The sequence below is a fragment of the Pedobacter mendelii genome, from assembly GCF_014635725.1.
Lineage (GTDB): Bacteria > Bacteroidota > Bacteroidia > Sphingobacteriales > Sphingobacteriaceae > Pedobacter > Pedobacter mendelii.
In genome coordinates this window covers 161,842-182,919 of record NZ_BMDJ01000001.1, presented here as the reverse complement: position 1 = coordinate 182,919, position 21,078 = coordinate 161,842, and the positions used below count along the sequence as shown (strand labels likewise).

The following is a 21,078-nucleotide window of genomic DNA, read 5'->3' as shown; positions in this document are numbered from 1 at the left end:
GATGATCGTTTTTCCTTTGTAAAAATAATATTCAAATGTATTTTCTATTATATATATGTTTTTTGCCGCAGATTTGATTAGTGTATTGAATGAAATTATTAAAAAAATAATCTGCGAATCTGTGGCTATATTTTATCTTTGAAATCATAGCTAAACTAAATGTACAAACTTAGAATCGATAAAATTATAAACCAGCCCGGCGATAATATTACACTTCAGCTAAAACCTGTTGATTTAGACTATCCAAAATACCTAGCCGGTCAATTTATATCCCTAGTATTCGAAGGAAAACATACAGAAATCCGCCGTTCTTATTCTTTTAACAGCTCGCCTGATGTTGATGAGCCACTATCGATTACAGTAAAGCGGGTTGAGAATGGAGAAATTTCAAGGCTGTTACACCATAAAACCGCTGTTGGTGATTTTCTTTTCGCTCAAGCGCCTCAAGGCATTTTTACCTATTTGCCGGAAGAAAATTTAGAGCGTGATGTTTTTCTTTTCGCCGCAGGTGTAGGCATCACACCATTAATTTCCATCATGAAAACCGCACTTGTTCGTGAAAAGAAATCGAAAATTACACTCGTGTACAGCAATCGCTCTTTAGAATATACCTTGTTTTATAATGAACTTAATGACTGGCAAAGCAAATATCCTGATAGGTTAAAAATTATCTTCGTTTTTAGTAACAGCAAAAACCTGATGACGGCGAGGTTAAACAAATTTTACATTGAAAAATTATTGAAAGAGCATTTGGTTTTTAACCGGGATAATGCACTTTTCTACTCCTGCGGGCCGATTATTTACATGGACTTATGTCGCATTACTTTATTAGGTATGGGTTTCTACATCGAGCAAATAAAACGCGAAACATTTGTATTGCCTGAAGATGAAGTGGATGAAGATGATGGTTCTGCAGCGAAAGAAGTTGATAAAAATACTTATTCCGTGATATTAAATTTTAGAGGTGAAATTTATAACCTCGATGTACCCTGGCCGAAAAGAATTTTAGATGTAGCGCTAGAACATAAAATTAAATTGCCATACAGTTGTCGCGGAGGTGTTTGTAGCACTTGCGTAGCCAATTGTACGAAGGGTAGCGTAAGAATGGATTATAACGAAGTGTTAACTGATAATGAAATTGAAAGGGGAAGGGTTTTAGTTTGTACCGGACACCCAACGGAGAATGGAACAACGATTGAGTGGTAGGTTTTACATGCCTTAACCTCCTATCCAGTATTTACTTTTCCTGCCCATTTATATTTGGCTATAATTATACCAGTTGTCGTTACAAAACTCTCTGTTAATTCAAATGCTGCCAGAATGGGGCCATCATCAAATAAATTTTTTCCCTTACTAAATGTTAATGGGTAAATTTTTTGGCAAAGTTCTTTTACTAAATTATTTTAAATAGCAGTTGAAGAAGTTCGCCATTTCCCCAAACTTTAATTTCGGAGCCTTCTGATTTCCTTAGGTTTTCAATATCTGAAAGGCTTTCGAGAAATACAGAATTATTCCAATCTGATTTATTCATTATCTTGGATAATGAATATTTTGTCACCTCATTAATGCCAGGCCAAAAGTTTACACATTCAGGCCAGTAAGCAGCAAAATTTTCAAGTGTTTTTCTGCCCAAAAGAACATGTGCAGGTTGCATTTAGTTTTTGCAGAACCTTACCACTAAGCTCGCCGGCATAAGAGGCAACCCAACCGCTATATTCGAAAATGCCCGATTTATCTTCCTCATCCTCCACAGGTGCTTGCATTACGCCATCTAAGTATTATATATAAATGATAAATCGATTATTTTTCTAATATTGAGATTATTAGTGGTTTTTAGGGCTAACTGGCAACTTTAAACTTATGTTTAGCTATTGTAGAACGGGATGGTTTAGCAAAAATGGTTTACGTTAAAGCGATGCTGGCTAGCCTTTGTTTTTTTTCCATTATTATTGTTGGGTAAATTCTACCATCCATTCAATACCAAATTTGTCTCTAAAACAACCAAAATATGAACCCCAGGGACTATCACCAATAGGCCCTTCTATTTGTCCTCCTACTGAAAGCCCATTAAATAATCTGTCTGCTTCTTCCTTACTTTCCGCACTTATCGCAATTTTACTTCTGTTCTCATTTTCGTTTATCTTTCCCAGAATTTCCGGAACATCATTTGCCATCAACATATTACATTTACCGATAGGCAAAGCAATATGCATAATTTTATTTTCTTCGCTTTCTGCAACTCTGAACTCAGGACTTGCAAGGTCTTTGAAACGAATAATCTTTGCGAATTCTCCGCCAAATACTGATTTGTAAAAGGTAAATGCTTCTTCGGCATTTCCGTTGAAGTTAATGTGAGGATTGATAAGTGCCATAATTTTATTTTTTAGATTATTAAATGTTTAATTCTTTAGGTACAGTATTAGTAATGAAACTTATTTTTTGGATAAAGTTTCCAAAAGATTTTCCAGGTTATCAATTGTAATTTCAAAACCTTCTTTAAAGCCCATCTCAATCATTCTTTCTAAGCGGGCAAGCGATTCATTGTAAATAGTAATACTTAATTTTGTCTTGCCGCTTTGTTCACTGAAATTGTAATCCCATTCAGAACCAGGCAATTCAGGATTTTCATCCTTATCTGCAAAAGTATTGTACATTTTAAAATTGGTTTTTGGGGTAATTGAGGTATATTGCTGAATTGACCAGCGCTCTTGTCCTTCAGGGCTTACCATAGCATAAAATCTTTTTCCGCCAACTTCAAAATTCATATATTTTGTTTTTGACGACCAGGGTTTAGGTGCTACCCATTGATCAAGTATTTCTGGTTTTGTAAAGGCATCCCAAACCAGCGAAAGTTCGGCAGCAAATTCTCTGTTTATGAATACCGTTTTTGATGATTTGTCAACAGTAAAATCAAATAGCAAATCGTTTTTCATTTTTTCTATTTTTTAAGTGTTAATAATACCTGGTCGAGCTGATTAAAACGGGTTTCCCAAATTTTCCTGTATTGGGCTAACCAACTGTCTATTTCTTTCATTTTTTCTATTTCAAGCGAATAGTAAATTTCTCTTCCTTGTTGTTCTTGTTTTACTAATTCGCATTCTGTCAAAATCCGGAGGTGTTTTGAAACCGCTTGCCGGGTTGTATTGAAGTTTTCGGCAAGCGCATTTGGAGTCATTGCCTGTAATGCAATTAATGCAATAATGGCCCGTCTTGTTGGGTCGGCAATTGCCTGGAAAACATCTCTTCTCATTTGGAGTTAAATTTAGTTATGAAACTAATTGGTTGCAAATATATACGCAACTATTCGGTTTCGCAAATTTTTTTGAAATTATTTTTAATTGTTTTGAAATGCCTGGAAGTTTGTCTATCTTTTTGGAGTAGCCTTACGATGACGCGTAACTTTTGGCAGCAAAAAGAAATTGGCGGTTTTCACCATCCCAAAGCTATCAAGGCTGATGCATAGAACCAACTTTGATTAAGAAAAAATGTGCTCATGGAGCACCTAAAAGCCGTTTATGCCAAATCGCTGTTAGGCCCTCGTTATTTTCTGATTATACATTTCCATTAAAATTTGGGTCAAAGTCCACCATCCATTCAATACCGAATTTGGCTCTAAAACAACCAAAATACGAACCCTTGTTATGCGCAGCTTTCTTGTCCATTTAGAAAGTTTCTTCAATTAATTCTCTGTTTACCATTCCGCCTGCCATTCCACCCATTGCAATTGCGTAAGATAACGTTCTCATCATACTTGTACTGTCGCCACAAGCATATATTCCGTGAATAGTTGTCTTTTGGAAAGGGTCAATTTTAATATAATGTTGTTCTGTGATTTCACAATTTAATTGTTGTGGAATAGTACAATTTTGTTCAAAAAATGGCCTGGAATACAAGGCTTTAAGGTTTTTAGTTGTCCCGTTTTTGAAAACAATACTTTCTAAATGTCCATTATTATGGTTAAAATATTCGATTTCAGTTTCGCTTATTTTAATATTGTGTTTTGTTAGTTTTTCAGTTTGTTCAACAGTCAAAGTTGATTTTCCGTTTGTAAAAATTGTTAAATCTTTTGTCCAATTATTGATTAATTTACCTAATTCAAAAGCTATATCTCCATTCGCAAGTATTCCTGTTTTGTCGTTACTGTATTCGTAACCGTGACAATAAGGACAATGAATAACAGAAATTCCCCAACATTCGGAGAACCCATTAATTTTTGGCATTATGTCTTTTACACCTGTTGCAAATACTAATTTTTTAGCCTTAAAAATATCGCCACTTTCTGTTTCTATTTCAAAACCCTTTTCTGTTTTTTTACCGCTTATTGCAATACCATTGAAAAATTTAATGGTTTTATATTCTTGAACTTGGTGTTTTGCGAGTGTTGATATTTCCTTCGGTGTTTTTCCGTCTTGTGTTAAAAAGTTATGAGAAAGTGGTGTTTGAATGTTGCAAGGTTTTCCGCTGTCTATGATTAAGGTATTTCTTAATGCTCTACCCAAAGCCATTCCTGCTGAAAGACCTGCATAACTTCCACCTATGATGATTACTTCAAAATTATTTTTGTCTGCCATTTTATTGATTTTTGTAAATGCTTTACGCGTTCGTACTTCTTTTAATATTTTCTTTCAAAAGACTTGCCGTTGAATTGATATACACCACCCGGATTTGCTCCTCCAAACCATAATTCTCCATGTTTACTTTGATGTATTAACCAAATATATCTACTCTGGAGTCTGTCTTCATCAATAAAGTTTTCAACGAAATTACCATCGTATCTCAAATATCAGACCTTAAGGTAACCACACGCTGGCGCACACGTGTCGCGTGTGTATTACGCAAACTAAAACTATCATAAATACTCAATTTCAATTAATCCTTTACCTCCGCTATAATCTACGGCACTACTATATTTCCAATGCCACACCTCATTTACAAAACCTACTACAACCGGATTATCATGCAGATAATCCGGTTGTAGCTAATTACTTCTGTACTCCATAATTCAATTGGTTTATTGTTGCGTTGGCAAAACTGGCTTCCTTTTTTACATTACTACTTTTATAAGTCCTGCTCTTTCAAACCTGCCTACCGCAGGCAGGTATCTATCCAATATACTGTTGCAAAACTTACAAAGTATAAACCTTCTTTATTGTAGAATTTGTACTTACGGCTCATTGTTATTTGTGTTTTATTCACACGCGGCACGCGTGCGCCAGCGAGGGCAAATTTGCAGTTATAGCCAGTACGATTTTTAAACTTGAAGGGTCAGTTTTAAATGTCCGCCTAAACCTTTCTGAATGATTTTCATTAAAGTAGAAAGTCTGATGTCGGAAGCGTCATTTTCAATTCTGGAAATGTAGGATTTGTTGGTCCCGCATTTTTCAGCAAGTTGCTCTTGTGTCATTCCTAATTTTGTTCGGGCTTCTTCAAGTAAAGCACCAAGTCGAAAAGCTTCAAATTGCTGTTCCCATTCTTCACGTTTAGGATTGCCTTTTTCTCCATATTTCTTGTCGAGGATTTCGTCAAGTGTCGTAATATTCCTTTTAGATGTCATTTTGATATTCCTCCATTATTTTAAGTGCCTTTTCAATTTCCTGTTTCGGTGTCTTTTGGCTTTTCTTCTGAAAACCATTTCCTAGAACCACCAAATTTCCTTTGTCGAAAAATGAAAATATTCTGTAAATATTACTTCCAACTTCTACTCGGATTTCATAAAGCCCTTTAGTTCCCTGCATATGTTTAAAAAACTTTTCGGGAACTTTTGGCGTAACCTTTATTAAATTCAAAGTCCATTCGATTTTAGCCTGAACTTTATCGGTTTGTGCTTCGTAGAAATCGAGAAAATAATTCTTATAAGCAATTACCTGTCTGTCGTTATTCACAAAACAAAGTTAACTGTTTAGACAACAAATTCAAAATTGTAATTTATTGAACTTTGTCGGGAAGTATTGGCTATAACTTGCTACTTTGTGCAACTCATCCATTTTAAATGTTTATAAACGAATATAAACGTTTAACTTAACTTCCAAACTAATTTTATAAAACCAATTCTAAAAAACATAAAACCAATAACCCTGTATCAACGTTTATAGCTTAATGAAAAAGCATCTTCTCTCGTTCTTATTTTTAAACTTAACGCACTCCTTTCTATTCGCCCAAACAATTGATAAGGATTCACTTGCCATAAGTAGGGAAGTTGCTAATAAGGCTTATGTTAATCTATATAAAGAAAATGCTGAATTTTCTTATTCTTCGCCAGCAGGTGAACTTGGGGCGCCATCGAAATACGTCATTAATGGAAGATTAACTGGGAATTTTATGTTATTTGGAAGTTATAAATCACCAGTTGCTTTCGCCGCAGTGCCCGATTATACTGTTCGTGTTAGAAAGGAGTTTTCTGCGGGTGTTCGAACACCAAGTTATAGGTTTGGAGGTATTTTCTATGCTCGATTAAATCCAGCACCCTTAAACTACAAATACGCAGAATTGGCTTTTACCCATCATTCTAATGGCCAGGATGAAGATGCTGTTAATCCTGACGGCACCATAAATACACGAACGGGAAATTTTAACGCCAACAATCTGGCGCTTTCCTACCGCTTTGGTCATTTAAATTCAGGCAGTTCTAATGATAGTTATTATTCCTACAATCATCGTGTCGGTTTTCAATGGTATAAATGGTTCAGATATGAACCAGCACTTAATCAAGGCTTTGGTTTTACGAGATTACTATACAATTTCTCGTGGCGTAAATATGGCGAAATTGAAAGAATGATGAAAAGAAAACCGCAGGTTAAATCTGAGAAAGAGATTTGGCGCTTAAATACGGAACTCACTTATGCGGTGAACAAAATTCCATCCAAAGGTTTGGCTAATCTTCAAAAAAGATTAAATGCAGAAATTAATTTTAATTATAGTTTTCCATTCATGAATAATGTTTTTTTAATGGCCGCAGTTGGTTATTACGGAGAAGATAATTACAACATTTATTTTAAAGATCATTACGGCTACATGCGCTTTGGGTTATCATCCGGTTTCCTTAGAAATAGAAGCCGGCATTATGACAATTAATCCTTAATACAGTTCTACTTACACTTTCTTTTTGATAAAATTTTTAGCATTTTTGCAGATTGGAACTCGGGTTATTTTCAGCCCAAAATTCTCTCCAATTTTTAATAAAGTATGAGCAATAAATCTATCGACCTTGGTGAGCAAAAAGATGTAGAAGTTTACGGAGCAAGGGTACATAATTTAAAAAATATTGATGTTAGTTTCCCTCGTAACCAACTGGTTGTAATAACTGGTTTAAGTGGCAGCGGTAAATCTTCATTGGCTTTCGATACCATTTACGCTGAAGGTCAGCGCCGTTATATGGAAACATTTAGTGCTTACAGTCGCCAGTTTATGGGTGGCATGGAGCGTCCTGATGTTGATAAAGTTTCAGGGTTAAGTCCGGTAATTGCCATTGAACAAAAAACCACCAGTAAAAATCCACGCTCAACCGTTGGTACCATTACCGAGATTTACGATTTTATGCGTTTACTTTATGCCCGTGTTGCAGATGCTTATTCGTACAATACCGGAGAGAAAATGGAACGCATGAGCGAAGACCAGATTCTTCAAAATGTTTTCAAAAAATTTGATGGTGTTGCGGTAAACATTTTAGCACCAATTGTAAAAGGTAGAAAGGGTCATTACCGCGAACTTTTTGAACAGGTACGTAAACAAGGTTATGTTAAAGTTCGTGTTGATGGGGAGATAAAAGATATCAGCGCTAAAATGCAGGTAGATAGGTATAAAATTCACGATATTGAAGTTGTTATCGATCGTTTAATCATTGATGAAAAAGATAAAAAACGCCTGTTAGATTCTTTGCAAATTGCCATGAAAATGGGTAAAGGTGTAATTAAGATTAGCGATAAAGACAATCATGTTGCCCATTTTAGTAAATTCTTAATGTGCCCAACAACGGGGATTTCTTACGATGAACCACAGCCAAATAGTTTCTCTTTCAACTCGCCTTATGGCGCTTGCGAACGTTGCGATGGCTTGGGTTATATTTTCGTTGTAGATAAGGAATCGGTAATGCCGAATCCGAAACTGAGCATTTTAAATGGTGGTTTGGCACCCCTTGGCGAATACCGCGATACCTGGATGTTTCAGGTTTTAAAATCGCTTGCTAAAAAATATAATTTCTCCTTATCAACGCCGATTGAAAAATTAAGCGATGAGGTTATCAATATCATATTAAACGGAACCCACGATTTAATAAAAGTTGAGGTTGAATATAATAAATGGAATGTTCAGAATTATAATATAACTTTCGATGGGATAATTAAAATGCTCGAAGAGCAAAACGAGAAAAGAGGGGAGAATGCCGTTGATGACATGGAGGCTTTTCGTAAGCTGAAAACTTGTCCGGAATGTAATGGCGCAAGGTTAAAAAAAGAAAGTTTACATTTTAAGGTTGATGGCAAGAATATTTTTGATTTGGCATCAATGGATATTACCAACCTGCGCAGCTGGTTTGAAAACGTTGATGAAAGGCTTTCTGAGCGCCAGAATATTATTGCTAAAGAAATTTTAAAGGAGATTAAAGCCCGAATCGGTTTCTTAACCGATGTTGGTTTAACCTACTTAACGCTTGATAGAACGGCCCGCACACTTTCGGGTGGTGAAGCACAACGTATTCGTTTAGCCACTCAAATTGGTTCGCAACTAATGAATGTGATGTACATTTTGGATGAGCCAAGTATTGGCTTACACCAGCGTGATAACGAACGTTTAATTAAGGCGCTAAAAAACTTACGTGATTTAGGTAATACTGTTTTGGTTGTAGAGCATGATAAGGATATGATTTTAGAAGCAGACTGGGTTATTGATGTGGGGCCAGGTGCAGGTATTCACGGCGGACAAATTGTTGCCGAAGGTACTGCAAAGCAAATTCTAAAATCAAATACTTTAACAGCGGCGTATTTGAATGGCAAGAAAAGTATCGAAACACCAAAAAACCGCAGAAAAGGTAATGGACACAAACTTTCTATTATCAAAGCCAGCGGACATAATTTAAAAGATGTTTCTGTCGATTTTCCACTGGGTAAATTTATTGCCGTAACCGGTGTTTCAGGTAGCGGTAAATCAAGTTTAATAACCGAAACCTTATACCCAATTTTAAATCATCATTTTTTCAGGGCGAAGAAAACGCCGTTGCCTTACGAGAAAATTAGTGGCTTAAAAGAAATTGATAAGGTTATTGAAATTGACCAGGCACCGATTGGAAGAACGCCACGTTCAAATCCATCAACTTACACAGGTGTTTTTTCTGACATCAGAAACCTTTTTGTGCAACTACCCGAAGCAAAAATTCGTGGATATAAACCCGGTCGGTTTTCTTTTAACGTAAAAGGTGGTCGTTGTGAAACTTGCCAAGGTGGTGGAATGAAGGTTATTGAAATGAATTTCTTGCCCGATGTTCAGGTGCCTTGCGAAGAATGTGGCGGTAAAAGATACAACCGCGAAACATTAGAAGTTCGCTACCGCGGGAAATCAATTAGTGATGTTTTGGACATGAGTATTGAGGATGCTTGTGTTTATTTCGAGCATATTCCTATCATTTATCGTAAAATTAAGACCTTGAAAGATGTTGGTTTAGGCTACATCACTCTGGGTCAATCATCCGTTACCTTATCTGGTGGAGAAGCACAACGCGTTAAATTGGCAACAGAATTATCTAAAAAAGATACAGGAAAAACCTTTTATATTTTAGATGAACCAACTACTGGTTTGCATTTCGAAGATATTAACGTTTTGCTTGGTGTGTTAAATGAGTTGGTTGATAAAGGCAATACAATTTTAGTTATCGAACACAATTTAGATGTGGTTAAAGTTGCTGATTGGGTTATTGATTTGGGTGAAGAAGGTGGTGCTGGTGGCGGTAGAATTCTATTCGAAGGCACCCCCGAAGGTTTGGTTCAAAACCCGATAAGTTTAACAGGAAAGTTCCTTAAAAAAGAAATGGGGTTGTAAGAGATTAAAACGATTCGTTATTGCGAGGTACGAAGCAATTTTAATGCAATCGCTAAGACAAAAACTGTTTTTAAAGATGTAAAATTCAACCAATGAAGCAGAATTGATTCGTGCCTAATTATTATGACCTTTGGAACTGAGGCTTATTTAATAATTTAAAACTGTGGTTTAAAAATTTCTCGACTGCGCTCTAAATGACTATTAGCCAAAACAAAAAAAATCCGTAAAATTTGTAATGCTGCGGATTTTTTACATCTGATAACTTCTTAAGCTCTTGTTTATAAATTTTTTGCATAACAATAAATAGTACAAACCAGTTACCATAAATCGTTACTTGGATTTACAAACCTAATAATTTCATAAATATTTTTATTTGATTACATCAATAACTCCAATTTTTAAATGGATGGATTGTTAAAATTGAATTGTAATATTTCTTTTCATGGGTAACTTCCTCCGCAATCCATTCGGGTAGCTCGAAATGTTCATCTTCTGATGAAAGCTCAATTTCAGCTACAATTAAACCTTCGTTTTCTCCTAAAAATACATCAACTTCCCAAAGTTTACCTTGATGCATAATCTCATACCTGATTTTTTCCAGCGCAGATTCTGAAAAGTTATCTAATAGTTCAGATGCCTCATGTAAAGGAATTTCATATTCATATTCTAATCTTGATGCGCCAACTGAAATACCTTTTATGGTTAACCAAGCTTGTGTATTGGTAATTCTTACCCGAATAGTTTTAGTTGGCTCAGTTAGGATGTATCCTTGTCTGAAATGCTTTCCTTCTGTTTTATTTATGTTGTGCCATTTAGTATGATTTAGAAGAAATTTCCGTTCAATCTCTTTTCCCATTATCTCGCTCTTTTCTGTAAATCGGCAACGGGAATACTAATTAATCTGCCCATGGGTTGCTTTCCCTTATAAGTAACTAACCTTAATACGCTTGCATCTTTTGGCGGAACCAATGCCGTAGTATATTTTGGATAGAAACGATCGGGCGTTGAATTGTCAAAACTGTAATAAATATCAAGCCCATCAACTTCCGGAGTTAATTCAATCATCAATTGCCTATCTGGTGAACGTTTTACATTAATTATTGGGTCGTAAATCGCTGGTGAATATTTTACTTCGGCTAAATCCAAACGTTTAAAATGTTCTTCTGTACGGTCAACAAAATTTGTCCAGTTTTTCTTTTCAATTGGGCTCCATACAGATTCTGAAATAGCAAAAGCACGAGGCCAAAGCATGTATTGTACTTGGCGAAAAGTGAAAATTTGCTCTGTCCAAAGATTTGCTTGTCCACCAATAATGTATTTCGGGTCTGCACCAGCAGGAATTGGATTAAACTGATATGCTTTGTTCAATCTTAATGAGGCATACACCTTTGGTTCGGTAACAGCATCTGCCTGCATATAATCCAGATATGCAAAATCAGTTGGACTCATCACCACATTGTGTTTTTCTTTCGAGGCATCGATGCCGTATTTTATTCCTCTCCAACTCATAACCGATGCTGTGGGCGAAACGCCACCTTCTAAAATTTCATCCCAGCCCATAAATTTCTTTCCTTTTGAAATTACAATTTGCTCTAGGCGCTTTTCGAAATACGCCTGAACCTGTGGAATGGTTTTTAAGCCTTCTCGTAGCATTAAAGCTTTCACCTGATCATTCTTTTCCCAGAAATTATGTGGTGCTTCATCGCCACCCATGTGTATGTATTCGAAAGGAAAAAGCTTGGCTACTTGCGTAATTACCGAATCGAGAAAAACATAAACTTTCTCATTGGCTGGGCAAAGTGTATTATCAACCAAGGCAGTTGGTGGTGCACCACGGCTCCAGTCCATAATTTTTTCTCCCGATCTAACTTTGTAATTTGCCGCTTCGGGTGTACAAGATAATTCAGGGTATGAAACAATTGCAGCTAAGCTATGACCCGGGACATCAATTTCGGGCATAATATTTACAAAACGCTCTTGTGCATATTGAACCAACTCTTTAATATCTTCTTGAGTATAGAAACCACCATAAGTACGCGGCTCATCGGCAGTTGGCGGAATAAAATCGCCAAACGTTCCTACTTTTTTTACGTTCCAGGCACCGACCTCAGTTAACTTTGGTAAACCTTTAATTTCGATTCTCCAGCCTTCATCATCAGTAAGGTGCAAATGCAAAAGATTAAATTTATAACGAACCATGTCATCAATAAACTGCTTAACTTCTTGCTTTGTGAAAAAATGACGGGCTACATCGAACATTAAACCTCTCCAGCCTAGTTTCGGATAATCAATAACATCTACACATGGTAATTTCCACTTTACATTTTCAACTACTTCTTTACTTTCAATTTCGGCAGGAAAAAGTTGAATTAATGATTGAACACCCCAAAAAATGCCTGCAGGTTTATTTGCCGTAATTACAATTTGTGTTGGATTGACATTAAGCTTATAGCCTTCTAAGCCTAACTGGCTATCAGCTTGATTGTTTAAAATAAATTTTATTGTTGGATGATTGGCATTTGTAACCGAACTCACAAATTTTCCGGTTGCTTTTTCGATCCTTTCCGAGAGGAAAGCTATTGATTGTTTTAATTCATCATTTTTAGATGCCTGAATGCTAACATTTTCGGGCAAAGTAAATGTTCCTGTCTTTTTCATTAACGAAACAGGTTCAGGAATTATGGCGATTTGTGTTTGAGAAATTGCATTTTCAGCATCGCCAATTTCGCTTTCGCTTACAATGGTTTGTGCATACGAGTTGAACGCAAGAATGCAGCAAATGGTAATCAGGAATTGTTTTTTCATTATTAATAAATTGCGGATAAACCGAATAAGTATTAATCCGCAATTTATTAAAAAAGATTTTTAATAGTTGCTTTTATTTATATGATTACGGAATTATCCTTTTAAATGATAGCCTTTTGGTTTTGTAAAAGCCCTTAAACCTTGATGAGATAGTGTTGAACCAATACCAGAATATTTGCGTCCGCTCCAGGGTAAGGCGGCACTTACCCTATCGCAACAATTCCAATATCCTGAACCGGAATCTAACTGACTTAATATTTTTTCTGCCCGTGCTTGGTTGGCCGTATAAACTGAGGCCGTTAAGCCATAGTCGGTATCCTGCATCATTTTTAAAGCCTCTTCATCATCTTTTACTTTCATAATACCGATAATTGGGCCGAAACTTTCTTCCTGCATCACGAGCATATCGTTGGTTACATTAGTTAAAACGGTTGGCTCGAAAAAGTAACCTTTACCATTTCCTGATTTGCCTCCTGTAAGTAATTTTGCACCTTTGTTTAAAGCGTCTTTAACTTGATTTTCTAGAACAGCAATCTGTTCTTTTCTGGTTAGCGAACCAAGATATACTCCATCAACAGTTGGCAAACCGCTTTTCCAACTTTGAACCTCATTAACAAATGCTGTTAAATAATCTTCATAATTTTTTTCGTGAACGTAAATGCGCTCTACAGAACAACAGCTTTGCCCGTTATTATAGAAAGCACCATCAGCAGTACTTATGGCAGCATTTGTAACTTCAGCAACATCTTCAGCAATATATAATGGGTCTTTTCCACCCAACTCCAGCTGACAAGGAACCATTTTTGAGGCTACTTTTTCATAAATAAATTTACCTGTTTTATATGAGCCTGTAAAAAAGTAGCCATCAAAATTTATATCGAGTAAAGCTGTTCCTGTTTCCTTAGCACCAATTGCAACATTAAAAACATCTTCAGGAACACCAGCTTTTTTTAGTAATTTTTCTATTTGTAAACCTGTTAAGGTTGCATATTCAGATGGCTTATACATCACTGTATTGCCACTTAGCAAAGCAGGAATGAAAACATTTACACCAACTAAATACGGATAATTCCATGCCGAAATATTGCAAACAACACCTAAAGGTTCGTATTTAATGATTTCTTTCAATCCAGGTTCCTCAACCATCATCTCGTCTGCAAGATACTTTTCTGCATTATCCAGCATCCATTTAATTCTTGCTCTTGCGCCATTAATTTCATTACGGGATTGCTGCAGGGGTTTTCCAACTTCGTTGGTTAAAATTAAAGCACAGCCTTCAATTTCGGTTTTCATAATGTTGCTGAAAGTTGAAAGGATTGATATTCTTTCTTGCAACGAACACTTGGCCCAATTAGGCTGTGCTTTTTTCAAGGTTTGAAATTTGCTTTGAAGTGAAGCTTGATTATCTTCTTCTAAAGTGGATATAATTTCTTCGGTTGCTGGATTGATGATTTTCATATAACAATGGCACTGATTTTTCCTTCGGGTTGATTACACTTATTGAGATGATTTTGCAGATTTGTCTTTGGTTTTTTAGCTTTAGTCTTTCTGCTTTGGTCTTTAGTCTTTCAGCTTCCCTCTTTTATCGCCTTCAAAAACGCCTCATGCAAGTTTTTGCTAAATGGGCTTTGCTGATCTTCTAACCTTTCAGGATGCCATTGGACAAATACCAGGAACGATTTCCCTTCCTGGTAAAGCCTTTCCATTCCTTCAGTAACGCCATCCGGCGAAATGGCACTAACCACCAATCCTTCACCAGTTCTGTCGGTACTTTGATGATGATTGCTATTCACTAATCCTTTATCTACATTAACAATTCTATTTAACCATGAAGATGGATTTACAATAATTTCATGATAGCGGTCGCTTTTATCTTCCATTTTTGAATGGTTAAATTTTCCCCAGGTTGGGATATCAGGAATTAGTGTTCCGCCGAAAAATACATTTCCAACCTGCATCCCACGGCAAATGCCTAAAACAGGGATTTCGTTTTGTTCGGTATATGTTAAAACCTTAAATTCAAATTCATCACGTAGCTCGTCGATATCGTCATCATAACAATAAGGATAATATTCAGATTTATTATAAAACTTCGGATGAACATCTTCACCGCCAGTTAAAACTATACCCTGGCAATGTTCAATTTCATCGAAATTATTCAATTTATAACCAAGCTGAATAACTTCTACATTTTCATTGTAGGATAAAACCCATTTGCTGTAAATATCAAATTTGCTGCAATCGGTAACGCCTATAATTATTTTATCAGACATAAATAGTTTTTTTACCGCAGATTTTCACAGGTGAGGACAGATTTGATGTATTAAATTCCTTAGTATCTAATCAACTTTTATCTGTGTTTATCTGGGGTTAATTATATTACAAAGCACTTAAATATAGTTGCTTAAAATCTTCTCTGCTTACTGTTTTTGGATTGTTAGGATGTGCAAAATCGGCAAAAGCCAAATCGGCAAGTGTTTCTATGTGTTCATGCTTAACGCCAATATCACTCAATTTATGCGGAATGTTAACCTTTGTATTTAAATCGAACAGATATTTAACAACAGTATCGCCTGTTTCATCTTTTAATTCTAAAGTTCGGGCAATTTTTTGGAAACGGTCTTCAAAACCTGCAATGTTAAACCGCATGCCATAAGGTATGTTTACGGCATTTGCCAAACCATGGTGCGTATCTAAAAGTGAAGAAAGAGGGTGAGCCAATGAATGAACCACGCCCAAACCTTTTTGGAATGCTATTGCACCCATCATAGAAGCCATTAACATCTTACTACGGCTTTGTAGATCCGGATTATTTGTTGCACGCTCTAAAGAATCTTTAATTAATGCTATACCCTCCAATGCAATTCCATCACACATTGGGTGGAAATTCTTTGCTAAATAAGCTTCCATGTTATGTGTTAGGGCATCCATTCCTGTTGCTGCGGTTATAAATGGTGGCAAATCCATTGTTAATTCAGGGTCGGCGAAAACGATTTGTGCCATTAGTTTTGGCGAAAATAATATCTTTTTTTGATGCGTTTCATCATCTGCAATAATTGCACTTCGACCAACCTCGCTACCTGTTCCTGATGTAGTTGGAATGGTAATAAAATGAGGAACATTGTTGATTACGTAAATGTCGCCGCCAATTAAATCATCATATTTGAATAAGTCTTCCCTATGATTAATACGAAGAACAATTGCTCTTGCAACATCTAAAGCCGCACCACCACCTATACCAATAATACTATCACGATTTGTGGCATCCCAAGCATCGCCACCTTTGTAAACATCGCTTTTAACCGGGTTTTTATGAATGTCGCTGAAAACCTCAACCGAAATATTTTTACTATTTAAATCCTCCACAATCTTTTTAAAGAAGGGCAATTGCGCTATCGTTGGATCGGTTACAATAAGCGGATTTTTTAAATTATTTTTATGCAAATAAGCAGGCAATTCTTTTACCGCACCTGCACCAAAACGAATAGTAGTTGGGAAATTAAATTGATGGATTTTATCGAATATCATTTGATGTTGTTTTTATTTTTTCAATTCCCATCTTTTAGACGGGTGCCCGAAGAGCGGGGTGTTTATTTGTCTTGGCCAGACAGGCTTTTTTCTTTTCACACCAAAAGAAACAAAAGTGCCGGCTTAAAATTTTTGTATTTAAGTTTTGTACTTTGGCTTGGGTAATGCATCCTCAAAAATTTGTTATGCCGGTTTAAATTAGAACGAAGAAACACTACGTTGGCCTTATAAAATGCAAATTAATATGATGTAAATTTCTGCTTTTATTCTAGTTACCTATATTATTTCCAAATACCTTTTCAATTCCCAATCGGTTACTACCTTCGCATATTGCTTACATTCCCACTCGCGGGTCATGGTAAAATGTTCCACAAAATTTGCTCCCAATAATTCTTTAGCTAAATCAGAATTTTTCATTTTCTGTGTTGCTTCGAATAAATTACGAGATAAAACCCCGTTTGATAAATCAGTATAGCCATTGCCTTTTGTGGCAGGTTGCGCTAACTTGAGTTTGTTTTTTATTCCATACATTCCTGCAGCTAAACAAGCAGAAAGTGCCAGATAGGGATTGGTGTCGGAGCCAACAATTCTGGTTTCTAAACGTGTGGCTTTTTTACTCCCAGGAAGCGCCCTTAAAGCTGTTGTGCGATTATCAATTCCCCAGGATACTGTTGTTGGTGCCCAAGCACCCTCAACTAAACGCTTGTAACTGTTAATTGTTGGTGCAAGCATAGGCAAAATATGAGGCAAACAATGTAACTGACCAGCGATATAACTTTTCATTGTCTCGCTCATCTTATCCTTGTCTTTTTCATCATAAAAAAGGTTGGTTTTATTGTTTTTATCCCACAAACTCTGGTGTACATGACCGCTGCAACCAGGTAAATTTTCATTAAACTTGGCCATAAATGTAGCTATAACCCCATGTTTATAAGCAATTTCCTTAACCGAAGTCTTAAATAGAATGGCCTGGTCTGCAGCTTGTAAAATATGGCTATACATTATCGCTGCTTCGTAAACACCTGGTCCGGTTTCGGTATGTAAACCTTCAATCGGGATGTTAAATTTATTCAGCAAATCGAACAAATCGCTCATAAATTCATTTTTAAGTGTGCTTCTTAAAACAGAATAACCAAACATGCCTGGTGTTAAAGGTTTTAAATTACTAAAATTTTTTTCCTGTAAAGATTCGGGTGTTTCGGCAAAGTTAAACCACTCAAATTCCTGAGCAAAGAGGGGCGAAAAACCCTGGCTTTCACAATCTATAGTAATTTTTTTCAGCAATTGCCTTGGGCAAACGTAATTTGCCACATCCTTATCATCAATAAAATCGCCCAGGAAGAAAGGTACATTATTTTCCCAGGGAATTTTTCTGAAAGTAGTGATGTCAATTTTAACCTGAGCATCAGGATAGCCTGTGTGCCAGCCGGTGTATTTTCCGTTATCATAGGCAATATCTCCGGCATCCCAACCAAAAGTAACATCGCAAAAGCCCAATCTTCCATCTAAAAGCGAAGCAAATTTTTCGGCGGCAATATACTTTCCTCTTAAAATACCATCAATATCAGCAACGGCAATTTTAACTTTTCCTGAGGGATGATTTTTTACATAATCCAGAATTTCTTTAGTCGTATTCATTAATCTGCCTTTTTAAAAATTTTGTATAGAAGGAATATACCAAACACGATGCCCGAATAAATTAATCCTAATTTAAGATTATAAATCAGCATTGCGATGAAAGAAACACATGCAATTATAAAAGCCAAAAGTGGGAAGAGCGGATAAACAGGAACGCTGAACGGTCTAATCATTTCAGGTTCATTCTTGCGCAAAACCATTAAAGAAATCATCGAAATAATATATAACGTTAGTGCTCCAAATACCGAAATGATAATTATTTCAGCTGTTTGTCCAGATAATAAAGCAATTATTCCAATAACCATATTACCAATTAAGGCATTTGCAGGGGTTTTAAATTTAGGAGATATTCTACCTAAAATTGCAGGAATACTTTTTACTTTACCCATTTCGTAAGTAGAACGCCCTGCGGCCAAAACTAATCCATGGAATGAAGCCACCAAGCCAAATAAACCAACAGTAATTAGTAAATGATACATGAAATGATTGTCTCCCATTATCATCGAAAGCGCTAAGGGTAAAGGTGAATCAGATGTTTCGCCCGATTTACCGTTTTTGTAAACTATTGCCTCCCAACCGCCAATTCCAATTGTAGAAATGAAAACAAGAACACAAAGTGTAACTAGGGTGATAATCGCCCAGCCAAATCCTTTGCTTATGTCTTTCTGTGGGTTTTTGGTTTCCTCTGCAACATTGGCAATACCCTCAATCCCCAGAAAAAACCAAATTGCGAAAGGTATCGCTGAAAAAACGCCATTCCATCCGTTAGGGAAACTGTTATGAATTAGATTTTCTGTACGAAATTTTGGTAAGGTAATACCCGAAAATAAAAGTAATTCGCCAACAGCCAAAACAGTAATAATAACTTCGAAAGATGCTGCTGCTTTTACACCATAAATATTCAAAGCGGTAAAAATACAATAAACTACTATCGCACTTGATAGAATTGGAACTTGCGGAAAAAATGCATTAAAGTACGCACCAATGGCAAAAGCAATAGCTTGAGGGGCAAAAATAAACTCAACCATTTGTGCAATTCCGGCTACAAATCCCCAGTTTTTACCCAAAGCCTTATTTGCATAATCAAAAACACCACCAGCTTTTGGAATGGCACAAGCCAATTCTGCATAGCTGAAACTAAAAGTAATATACATAACCATTACCACAACTGTAGCGATAGCCATGCCTAATGTTCCGCCTTTTTCTAGGCCAAGGTTCCACCCGAAATACATTCCAGAAATCACGTAGCCAACACCTAAGCCCCAAAGCATAAAAGGTGTAAGTGTCTTCTTCAAGCCTTCTATCTGTATCATCTTTAAAATTTATTACAAAATTTAAATAGAATAATTAATCTGCCCGGGTTGATTATCTGCTATTAGATTTGGCAGTTTAATGTAGTGATTTTTATCCTTTTATAAATAGATTAGATGTTAAAAAAATAATATTTAATCATTTCGCTTAACCCAATTTTGTGGTAAAAAAAAATCAAACCGCAACCTACTTTCGCATTCTGGCAGTATAATACTATATTAGTTATATGCAAATATTGCTCACTTCTACTCAAATGCGCAAGGCGGATGAATTTACCATTGCCAATAAACCAATTGCTTCTATTGATTTAATGGAAAAGGCTGCCCGGGCATTTGTCCAAAGTTTTTTGCGTAATGAATTTGATGCCGATAAAAGCATTGCTATTTTTTGTGGTAAAGGTAATAATGGTGGCGATGGATTGGCTATAGCTCATATTTTATTAGCTAACCGGTACGAAAATATAAAGATATATATTGTTAATTTCAGTGCTAAGCAAAGTAATGATTTTACAATAAACCTGCAACGAATAGATGAATTGGGATGTAAGAAAGTAGTTATTAATCAACCATCAGAACTAAAAAATATTAAACCTGATTTAATTATAGATGCCATTTTAGGCTCAGGTTTAAATAAACCTTTGGATGGGAATTATGCCGAATTAATTAAAGCAATAAATAAACTGAACAAAAAAGTTTATGCTGTTGATGTGCCAACAGGTTTTCCTGCAGACGGAAAAATTGTTAAAAAATACAATGGTATTAAAGCTTATAAAACAATTTGTTTTCAGCGACCAAAAATTAATTTTTTCTTTCCAGAATCTGTAGAAGCAACTGAATTTTATGAAGCTGTAGATATTGGTTTAGATGAAGATTTTATTCAAAAACAAGATTCAGATTTCTATTTACTGGAGAAAAGTGATATTCAAAATATCCTTAAGCCAAGAAAATTATTCAGTCATAAGGGAACATACGGACATGCATTAATAATTGCAGGCAACACCAACACCATGGGTGCCGCTTTACTTTCATCAATGGCTTGCCTGTATACTGGAGCAGGTTTAATAACAGCTTGTATTCCGCAAAGTGGATTAGTTGCTTTAAATACTTCTTTACCTGAAGTAATGGCTTTACCACGAGATGAATACTTCAGAATAGAAAATCCTGCTAAATATGACGCAATGGCAATTGGCCCAGGTTTAGGTGTTTATGCAGAAAATGAAAAACTATTGGAAAGTTTAATCTCATTAAATAAGCCTTTAATAATTGATGCAGATGCTTTAAATATCCTTTCTGAAAGGCCTGATTTAATTGAAAAAATTCCTAAGAACTCGATTCTAACACCACACATGAAGGAGTTTGACAGATTGTTTGGCGAGCAAAATGATTGGTGGGATAGGGTACAAATGGCAAAGCAACAGGCTCAAAAATTAAGAATAGTTATTGTGCTTAAAAATCAATATACATTTATTTGTCTGCCAAATGGCAAGGTATACATTAATCCAACCGGAAATCCTGCAATGGCACAAGGTGGAATGGGCGATGTACTTACAGGAATAATTGCAGCTTTTATAGCTCAAAAATACACTTCAGTAGATGCTGCGATTTTAGCTTGTTATATTCACGGGAAAACAGGAGATGGTTTGGCGGGAGATAGGGTAGTGGTAAATGCATCTCAGGTTGCAAAAAATATTTCAAAGGAAATTAATATGTTGATGTAATTTTCTGTTTCAATTCATTTTGATTTAAATTTTGATTAAGAATTGATATCTTT

Annotated in this window: 19 protein-coding genes; 4 read left to right on the top strand and 15 right to left on the bottom strand. The window is 35.9% G+C overall.

All coding sequences use genetic code 11. The features are described 5' to 3' along the window. The first annotated feature begins 159 nt into the window (after positions 1-159). Positions 160-1,206 (top strand): ferredoxin--NADP reductase, encoded by a 1,047-nt coding sequence (locus IEV50_RS00870; protein WP_188411369.1) that lies wholly within the window; start codon positions 160-162, stop codon positions 1,204-1,206. A gap of 187 nt (positions 1,207-1,393) precedes the next feature. Here the strand turns inward: IEV50_RS00870 and IEV50_RS19555 are convergent, their stop codons facing one another. From IEV50_RS19555 to IEV50_RS00835, 8 genes are all read right to left on the bottom strand, one after another. Beyond that, positions 1,394-1,531, bottom strand: coding sequence for a hypothetical protein (locus tag IEV50_RS19555; RefSeq protein WP_229746577.1), 138 nt, complete (start codon positions 1,529-1,531; stop codon positions 1,394-1,396). 82 nt (positions 1,532-1,613) lie between these two features. Further along, a complete protein-coding gene (locus IEV50_RS19550) occupies positions 1,614-1,763 on the bottom strand; it encodes a hypothetical protein (RefSeq protein ID WP_229746576.1) in 150 nt (49 codons plus the stop codon). Between the two features lie 183 nt (positions 1,764-1,946). Continuing rightward, positions 1,947-2,372, bottom strand: coding sequence for a VOC family protein (locus tag IEV50_RS00860; RefSeq protein WP_188411368.1), 426 nt, complete (start codon positions 2,370-2,372; stop codon positions 1,947-1,949). A gap of 60 nt (positions 2,373-2,432) precedes the next feature. Further along, positions 2,433-2,933 (bottom strand): SRPBCC family protein, encoded by a 501-nt coding sequence (locus IEV50_RS00855; protein ID WP_188411367.1) that lies wholly within the window; start codon positions 2,931-2,933, stop codon positions 2,433-2,435. Positions 2,934-2,938: 5 nt separating this feature from the next. Next, a complete protein-coding gene (locus tag IEV50_RS00850) occupies positions 2,939-3,250 on the bottom strand; it encodes an ArsR/SmtB family transcription factor (RefSeq protein WP_188411366.1) in 312 nt (103 codons plus the stop codon). Between the two features lie 412 nt (positions 3,251-3,662). Beyond that, positions 3,663-4,571 (bottom strand): NAD(P)/FAD-dependent oxidoreductase, encoded by a 909-nt coding sequence (locus IEV50_RS00845; RefSeq protein WP_188411365.1) that lies wholly within the window; start codon positions 4,569-4,571, stop codon positions 3,663-3,665. A gap of 680 nt (positions 4,572-5,251) precedes the next feature. Then, positions 5,252-5,554, bottom strand: coding sequence for a helix-turn-helix domain-containing protein (locus tag IEV50_RS00840; protein WP_188411364.1), 303 nt, complete (start codon positions 5,552-5,554; stop codon positions 5,252-5,254). Next, complete coding sequence (locus tag IEV50_RS00835) at positions 5,544-5,882, bottom strand: type II toxin-antitoxin system RelE/ParE family toxin (protein WP_188411363.1); 339 nt, start codon at positions 5,880-5,882, stop codon at positions 5,544-5,546. The genes IEV50_RS00840 and IEV50_RS00835 overlap by 11 nt, the downstream gene beginning before the upstream one ends. 214 nt (positions 5,883-6,096) lie before the next feature. Between IEV50_RS00835 and IEV50_RS00830 the strand changes: the two genes are divergently transcribed. Then, positions 6,097-7,071: a hypothetical protein gene (locus IEV50_RS00830; protein WP_188411362.1), complete on the top strand. Its 975-nt coding sequence runs from the start codon at positions 6,097-6,099 to the stop codon at positions 7,069-7,071. Positions 7,072-7,182: 111 nt separating this feature from the next. After that, positions 7,183-10,026: an excinuclease ABC subunit UvrA gene (uvrA, locus tag IEV50_RS00825; RefSeq protein ID WP_188411361.1), complete on the top strand. Its 2,844-nt coding sequence runs from the start codon at positions 7,183-7,185 to the stop codon at positions 10,024-10,026. A gap of 382 nt (positions 10,027-10,408) precedes the next feature. Here uvrA and IEV50_RS00820 read toward each other — a convergent pair whose 3' ends face one another. The 7 genes from IEV50_RS00820 to eat all read right to left on the bottom strand — a co-directional run bounded on the left by IEV50_RS00820 (position 10,409) and on the right by eat (position 19,310). Beyond that, entirely contained in the window at positions 10,409-10,882 is a 474-nt protein-coding gene (locus tag IEV50_RS00820; protein ID WP_188411360.1) for a CYTH domain-containing protein, read from the bottom strand. Further along, complete coding sequence (locus tag IEV50_RS00815; protein WP_188411359.1) at positions 10,882-12,831, bottom strand: beta-N-acetylhexosaminidase; 1,950 nt, start codon at positions 12,829-12,831, stop codon at positions 10,882-10,884. The genes IEV50_RS00820 and IEV50_RS00815 overlap by 1 nt, the downstream gene beginning before the upstream one ends. Positions 12,832-12,924: 93 nt before the next feature. After that, positions 12,925-14,289: an aldehyde dehydrogenase family protein gene (locus IEV50_RS00810; protein WP_188411358.1), complete on the bottom strand. Its 1,365-nt coding sequence runs from the start codon at positions 14,287-14,289 to the stop codon at positions 12,925-12,927. Between the two features lie 110 nt (positions 14,290-14,399). Further along, on the bottom strand, positions 14,400-15,104 hold the full coding sequence (locus IEV50_RS00805) for a gamma-glutamyl-gamma-aminobutyrate hydrolase family protein (RefSeq protein ID WP_188411357.1): 705 nt from the start codon (positions 15,102-15,104) through the stop codon (positions 14,400-14,402). 106 nt (positions 15,105-15,210) lie between these two features. Beyond that, positions 15,211-16,359, bottom strand: a complete 1,149-nt coding sequence (locus IEV50_RS00800; RefSeq protein WP_188411356.1) for an iron-containing alcohol dehydrogenase — start codon at positions 16,357-16,359, stop codon at positions 15,211-15,213. A gap of 276 nt (positions 16,360-16,635) precedes the next feature. Beyond that, positions 16,636-17,997: a glutamine synthetase family protein gene (locus IEV50_RS00795; RefSeq protein ID WP_188411355.1), complete on the bottom strand. Its 1,362-nt coding sequence runs from the start codon at positions 17,995-17,997 to the stop codon at positions 16,636-16,638. After that, on the bottom strand, positions 17,997-19,310 hold the full coding sequence (eat, locus tag IEV50_RS00790) for an ethanolamine permease (RefSeq protein WP_188411354.1): 1,314 nt from the start codon (positions 19,308-19,310) through the stop codon (positions 17,997-17,999). The genes IEV50_RS00795 and eat overlap by 1 nt, the downstream gene beginning before the upstream one ends. A 224-nt stretch (positions 19,311-19,534) precedes the next feature. Between eat and IEV50_RS00785 the strand changes: the two genes are divergently transcribed. Beyond that, on the top strand, positions 19,535-21,025 hold the full coding sequence (locus tag IEV50_RS00785) for an NAD(P)H-hydrate dehydratase (protein WP_229746575.1): 1,491 nt from the start codon (positions 19,535-19,537) through the stop codon (positions 21,023-21,025). The last annotated feature ends 53 nt before the right edge of the window (positions 21,026-21,078 follow it).

Bases quoted from the DNA above. Each gene is read 5' to 3' on its own strand.
- IEV50_RS00870 (WP_188411369.1), top strand. From the start codon at position 160: ATGTACAAACTTAGAATCGATAAAATTATAAACCAGCCCGGCGATAAT.
- IEV50_RS19555 (WP_229746577.1), bottom strand. From the start codon at position 1,531: ATGAATAAATCAGATTGGAATAATTCTGTATTTCTCGAAAGCCTTTCA.
- IEV50_RS19550 (WP_229746576.1), bottom strand. From the start codon at position 1,763: ATGCAAGCACCTGTGGAGGATGAGGAAGATAAATCGGGCATTTTCGAA.
- IEV50_RS00860 (WP_188411368.1), bottom strand. From the start codon at position 2,372: ATGGCACTTATCAATCCTCACATTAACTTCAACGGAAATGCCGAAGAA.
- IEV50_RS00855 (WP_188411367.1), bottom strand. From the start codon at position 2,933: ATGAAAAACGATTTGCTATTTGATTTTACTGTTGACAAATCATCAAAA.
- IEV50_RS00850 (WP_188411366.1), bottom strand. From the start codon at position 3,250: ATGAGAAGAGATGTTTTCCAGGCAATTGCCGACCCAACAAGACGGGCC.
- IEV50_RS00845 (WP_188411365.1), bottom strand. From the start codon at position 4,571: ATGGCAGACAAAAATAATTTTGAAGTAATCATCATAGGTGGAAGTTAT.
- IEV50_RS00840 (WP_188411364.1), bottom strand. From the start codon at position 5,554: ATGACATCTAAAAGGAATATTACGACACTTGACGAAATCCTCGACAAG.
- IEV50_RS00830 (WP_188411362.1), top strand. From the start codon at position 6,097: ATGAAAAAGCATCTTCTCTCGTTCTTATTTTTAAACTTAACGCACTCC.
- uvrA (WP_188411361.1), top strand. From the start codon at position 7,183: ATGAGCAATAAATCTATCGACCTTGGTGAGCAAAAAGATGTAGAAGTT.
- IEV50_RS00820 (WP_188411360.1), bottom strand. From the start codon at position 10,882: ATGGGAAAAGAGATTGAACGGAAATTTCTTCTAAATCATACTAAATGG.
- IEV50_RS00815 (WP_188411359.1), bottom strand. From the start codon at position 12,831: ATGAAAAAACAATTCCTGATTACCATTTGCTGCATTCTTGCGTTCAAC.
- IEV50_RS00810 (WP_188411358.1), bottom strand. From the start codon at position 14,289: ATGAAAATCATCAATCCAGCAACCGAAGAAATTATATCCACTTTAGAA.
- IEV50_RS00805 (WP_188411357.1), bottom strand. From the start codon at position 15,104: ATGTCTGATAAAATAATTATAGGCGTTACCGATTGCAGCAAATTTGAT.
- IEV50_RS00800 (WP_188411356.1), bottom strand. From the start codon at position 16,359: ATGATATTCGATAAAATCCATCAATTTAATTTCCCAACTACTATTCGT.
- IEV50_RS00795 (WP_188411355.1), bottom strand. From the start codon at position 17,997: ATGAATACGACTAAAGAAATTCTGGATTATGTAAAAAATCATCCCTCA.
- eat (WP_188411354.1), bottom strand. From the start codon at position 19,310: ATGATACAGATAGAAGGCTTGAAGAAGACACTTACACCTTTTATGCTT.
- IEV50_RS00785 (WP_229746575.1), top strand. From the start codon at position 19,535: ATGCAAATATTGCTCACTTCTACTCAAATGCGCAAGGCGGATGAATTT.